Below are 4,770 nucleotides of genomic sequence, written 5' to 3' on the forward strand. Positions count from 1 at the left end.
GGATAATCTTTTTCAGATTCAATCAATAATTGAACCGCTCTTTCTCTGATTTCAGGGGTATATTTTAATTTTGTCATCGGGATAGTCTCTCAGAATATTGACTCTCCGACAAAACCGGTACGGTTCAGAATTTAAGTTTAATCGTAGACAACAATTTTTAGATGAAAGTTACTATAAGTCTACGAGGAGTGAACTTGTCAGTGCTATAGAAAGTTTTCTAAGTGAATCAAATAATGATGAAGATATCGAAGCAGGATGGGTCGACTCTTATTCGATAGCATCTAGGTATCAGTTTGATTTGTTTATTTTGGATTATACTGCTGGTAAACCAATTGAATATTTACGTTTAGAATTCGATAAAGTAATTGAATTATTCAAGGTACTTTCTATAAAACAAAGAGCCTATTATAAAGATAATAATTTTAGTATTTTTGACATCGAAATTTTAGATGACTATTGTGTATATGTATGGATTATCAGCCTTTGTTATTTATTAAAAAGAACTGACTTACTACCATTGGTAGCTAACTTTGTTGATGGAGAGGATCAAGAAAATGGAGGAAAAGATTGGATTGTAGAGGAATTTTTGGCTTTTAATGACGATAACCGTTTTGATTGTTCAGATGTCCTTTTTTCAAATCCTTATTTTGAGTTATCCAATGCATTTGTGACCCAAGATAATAAAGTTTCATTCAAGCATTTAAACAAATTTTTAAAAAAATGGTATAAAGATTTATCTGGAGCTTCATGGCATGATACCCATAAATCAGAGGGTGGATATTATGGATATTGGGCTTTTGAAGCAGCTTGTGCTGTTATTCTATTAGAAATAGAAAATGATAAAGAATTTCATGAATACCTCTATTATCCTAAAGACTTAATAGAGTTCTATCGTACATTTAAACCTAGTAGTGCTGAAATTGACCTCCTAACTAAATATCAAAAAGTATCAATTCAAGCAGGTAAAAAATGTCCTCAATCAGGTTATTGGTTCAGTGTAGCCAAGGAAAACACTCGTAAATACTTTAAACAAGGGGAAATATTCCCTGATTTTGAAAGTGATTGGGGGGATGTATATTGGCAGTTTGACGGTGAAGAATAAGTGAAAATATGCCCTTCGGGGCAGTTTTTGGGCATAAAATGGATTTAGTTAATATAAAAAGACAACAATTTCTTACACCTCAAATGTATGAAACATTAAAGGCGGAAACTCTGAACACTATTGAAACTTTTAAAGTAAATCCTACAGGTGTTGGTGATTCAATAGAAGAAAGATGGGTATACTCTTATGCTATCGTAGCAGAGGACTATTTAAATCTGCTTATATTGGAATATACAGCTGGCAATAGTTTACCTTTTATTAGAAGCCAAATTGAAATAGTTATTGACTATTATGAGCAATATGGAAGTAAATTAAGAAGTTATCATAAAAATATAAACTTACCAGTTTTTGAATTATTTACTATTGATGGCTATTGTCCATGTATTTGGTTAATCAGTTTGTGTTATTTACTCCACCGAAAGGATTTGCTACCTAGAGTTGCGAAATTAATTGACGGAGAAATGAGAGAAAATGTTGCTCAAGATTGGCTAATTGAAGAGTATTTATCTTTTTCAGATGAAAATAGATATGATTGTTCAACAGTATTAGTACCAAAACCTTACTTATTATTATGTGAAGCCTTTTCAAATCAAGATAATGAAATTTCTTTAGCTTTTGTCCGTAAGTTTTTAAAGAATTGGTACAAAGATTTATCAGGTGCGCCTTGGCATGATACTCATAAATCAGAAGGTGGCTATTATGGATACTGGGCTTTTGAAGCAGCGTGCGCTGTTATTCTGTTAGAGATAGAGAATGATACTGTCTTACATGAATACTTATATTACCCTAAAGATTTGGTTGAATTTTATCACAAATTCAAGCTCAAAACTTCAGTAATAAATTTTCAATTAAAGCTGGGGAAAAATGTCCTCAACAGGGTTATTGGTTTACAGTTGCTAAAGTGAACTCACGTCAATACTTTAACTTGGGAGATGTTTTTCCTGATTTTGAAAGTGATTGGGGCGATGTGTATTGGCAGTTTGATGGTGAAGAGTAATTTATGCCTTCGGGACTTGATAATATTGGATCTCTAAAAAAAGAAGTATTAATTAAAAGAATATTTTATGAGCACAGCACAAGTTTATTTAAATGATGAGGAAATAGAAGAATTAGTTCGAGATATTCCTCTTGATACATCAATAATTTATGGGGAAGAAAAAAAAGAGTTCGGAGTTTGCCCTTATATTACATTTTATATTGATCAAAAAAAAACAAATGCGCAAGAATTTTTGATAAAAGTAATTGATATTTATGAGAAATTTGAATTCGAAATAATTGATAAGCCATTTCATTTAAGATTTCGATGTGATACTGAAGTTTGGAAAAAGGCAATTTCATGGATTAGAAGTCGTGAAGAAATATCAGCTGAAATGGCAAAAATTTATAAAAAATATTTCATTTACTATTTAGGTGCAACATCTGCACAATCTCAAGATCAAAGTCCACGTTGGGCTTTAAGTGCAAAGATTAGAGACTCTAGTGAGCGCTATTCTAGTCTAAAATTAACTTTTGGTGATCAATGGTATAGATCCAATAAAGATATTTGGTACTCATTTGTTCAAAAATGTCTAGAAATGCTTAACCCAATTCAAGCATATAGTGGATATGAAATTGGAAACACAAGTCAATTTGCATTTGTTTCTCCTGAATTTGAAACAGTTGAACGGACTTTCACGGATTATTTTTACGGGCTCGATATTGATCATCCTGGTATGGAGTTTTCTCATGAAAATATGTTTATTGCAGAAGATCGGGATGGTTTAGGTGGCGGTATTCGTACCCCAACATGGTGCTTTTTACTTTCTCCCTACTGGCTAGAGAAACTAGGCTTGAGTGAAGAACAAATTCGTGAAAAACTGGATGATCCACGAATTGAAATTACTAAAATTATAGACCTAGAAGATTCAACAAAATACAGCTTATGGATACGTTTGGGAGAGCTTTCACTTTATCCAGTTGAAGAAGGTGTTCCTGATTTATTGGTGATGGCAAATGAACTAATTAAACCGATACGTTGTGATAACTTAAAACTGACCACTTTAGATGCGTGGTCAGATGATCCAAATCCACGTTTTGATGCCGTAAGTTCAAAGCAATGGATTGCACGATTTGATGAAGACAGCACTTGGCCTGAATTAAAACGAGTGAAAGTTGAAGTTCAAGAACCAGAAAGAATAGATATTGTTATTGCCGGTAGCCCATGTCCTCACGCAGGATATTGGTATACTTTTGCTAAAGAAAACTCACGTCAATATTTTAAACAAGGTGATATATTCCCTGATTTTGAAAGTGATTGGGGTGATGTGTACTGGCAGTTTGATGGTGAAGAATGATTTATGCCCTTCGGGGCATTATTTTTGGAATAAGAATGATTTTTGATAAAAAGAAAAGACAATTATTTTTAACAGATGAAGTTTACAATAGAGTAAATATATTTTTAAAAGAATTACCCATTGAAATTTTAGAAAGTAAAAAAATATATGAAGACAGTCCATCTGATATAAGAAGATTAGATTATTACTTATCACTACATTCTTATGATTTATTAAGTCTAAATTTTACTGCTGGGTTTGATATTTCTACACTTAGAATTCAATTAGAAGATGTAATTACGAAATATGAAGAATATACAATAGCCTTGCGCAAAGACGAGGAGGATGAAGATTGGGCACCATTTTATTTTACAGCTATAGATGAGTACGAAAGATGTATGCAGTTGATAGGACTGTGTTATCTATTACACAGAAGAGACTTATTACCACGTATTGCAGCGATGCAAGACAAAATTTACCATGAGCAAACAGAACAATTAGATACGCTGTATGAGGACTTTTTATCATTTGAGTTGATGGATAGATATGATGTAGATCAATGGTTTTTTGATAATCCATATCGCCCATTAATTTTTAGTAAATATAGAGATACTAAAGAAGAGAGTATTCAAGATATACAGGAATATTTGAAATTATGGTATCCCGCATTTGAAAGTGCAGCTTGGCATGATACCCATAAAATGGATGAAGGTTTGTACTTTGGATATTGGGCTATAGAAGCTGCTGCTTACGTTTATTTGCTAGATTTAGATGATAGCGAAATAACACATATGATTTATCCAAAAGATTTGGTTAAATTTGCCCGAGAATTTGTACCTTGCGAGAAGGATATAAGTAATCCTAGTACAAAAACTCTAAGATGCGAAGCAGGCCAAATTTGCCTTAAAACAGGTGAATGGTATAGTCCTGCGAATAACATGGAAAAACGTCATTTTAATCAAGGAGAAGATATGCCTGAGATTAAAGATAACCCTTGGGGTCTTACGATTTGGTATCTGACTGAATAAGTAGATGCCATTCGGGGCATTTTGGAATAGATATGGACATCTATAAAAAACAAATTCGACAAATTTTTCTAACTGAAAATACTTATATTGAAATCACGAAGTACTTATTAAACTCTTATCATAGATTGGTTCAAAAAAAAATTGAGTATAATGGATCCATAAATGATTTAAGACGGTTAAATTATTATATCGCTGAAGAAGTGAACCGTACCGGGTTTGTCGGAGACTTTTTTATTTAAGTTAGGCCACCTGACCTAACGGGTTAATCTTATCATAGTACATTGCTTCAAACTCAAAAGGTGATACATAACCCAGTGCACTGTGTACA

4 protein-coding genes are annotated in these 4,770 nt (G+C 32.7%); all 4 read left to right on the top strand.

Going from position 1 to position 4,770, the window contains the following annotated elements:
- Positions 1-97 precede the first annotated feature (97 nt).
- The 4 genes from FTT94_RS16095 (at position 98) to FTT94_RS16110 (ending at position 4,442) form a co-directional block, all read left to right on the top strand.
- The gene (locus tag FTT94_RS16095) at positions 98-1,102 is read left to right on the top strand and encodes a PoNe immunity protein domain-containing protein (protein ID WP_180171111.1); all 1,005 of its coding nucleotides are present in this window, start codon (positions 98-100) and stop codon (positions 1,100-1,102) included.
- 38 nt (positions 1,103-1,140) lie between these two features.
- A complete protein-coding gene (locus tag FTT94_RS16100; RefSeq protein WP_306669888.1) occupies positions 1,141-2,007 on the top strand; it encodes a PoNe immunity protein domain-containing protein in 867 nt (288 codons plus the stop codon).
- Between the two features lie 159 nt (positions 2,008-2,166).
- Positions 2,167-3,435, top strand: coding sequence for a type VI immunity family protein (locus FTT94_RS16105; RefSeq protein ID WP_180009468.1), 1,269 nt, complete (start codon positions 2,167-2,169; stop codon positions 3,433-3,435).
- Positions 3,432-4,442 (top strand): PoNe immunity protein domain-containing protein, encoded by a 1,011-nt coding sequence (locus FTT94_RS16110; protein WP_180171112.1) that lies wholly within the window; start codon positions 3,432-3,434, stop codon positions 4,440-4,442. Before FTT94_RS16105 ends, FTT94_RS16110 begins: the two co-directional genes overlap by 4 nt.
- Positions 4,443-4,770 lie beyond the last annotated feature (328 nt).

Origin of the sequence: Acinetobacter sp. YH12027 (assembly GCF_013420085.1) — a bacterium.
GTDB lineage: Bacteria > Pseudomonadota > Gammaproteobacteria > Pseudomonadales > Moraxellaceae > Acinetobacter > Acinetobacter amyesii.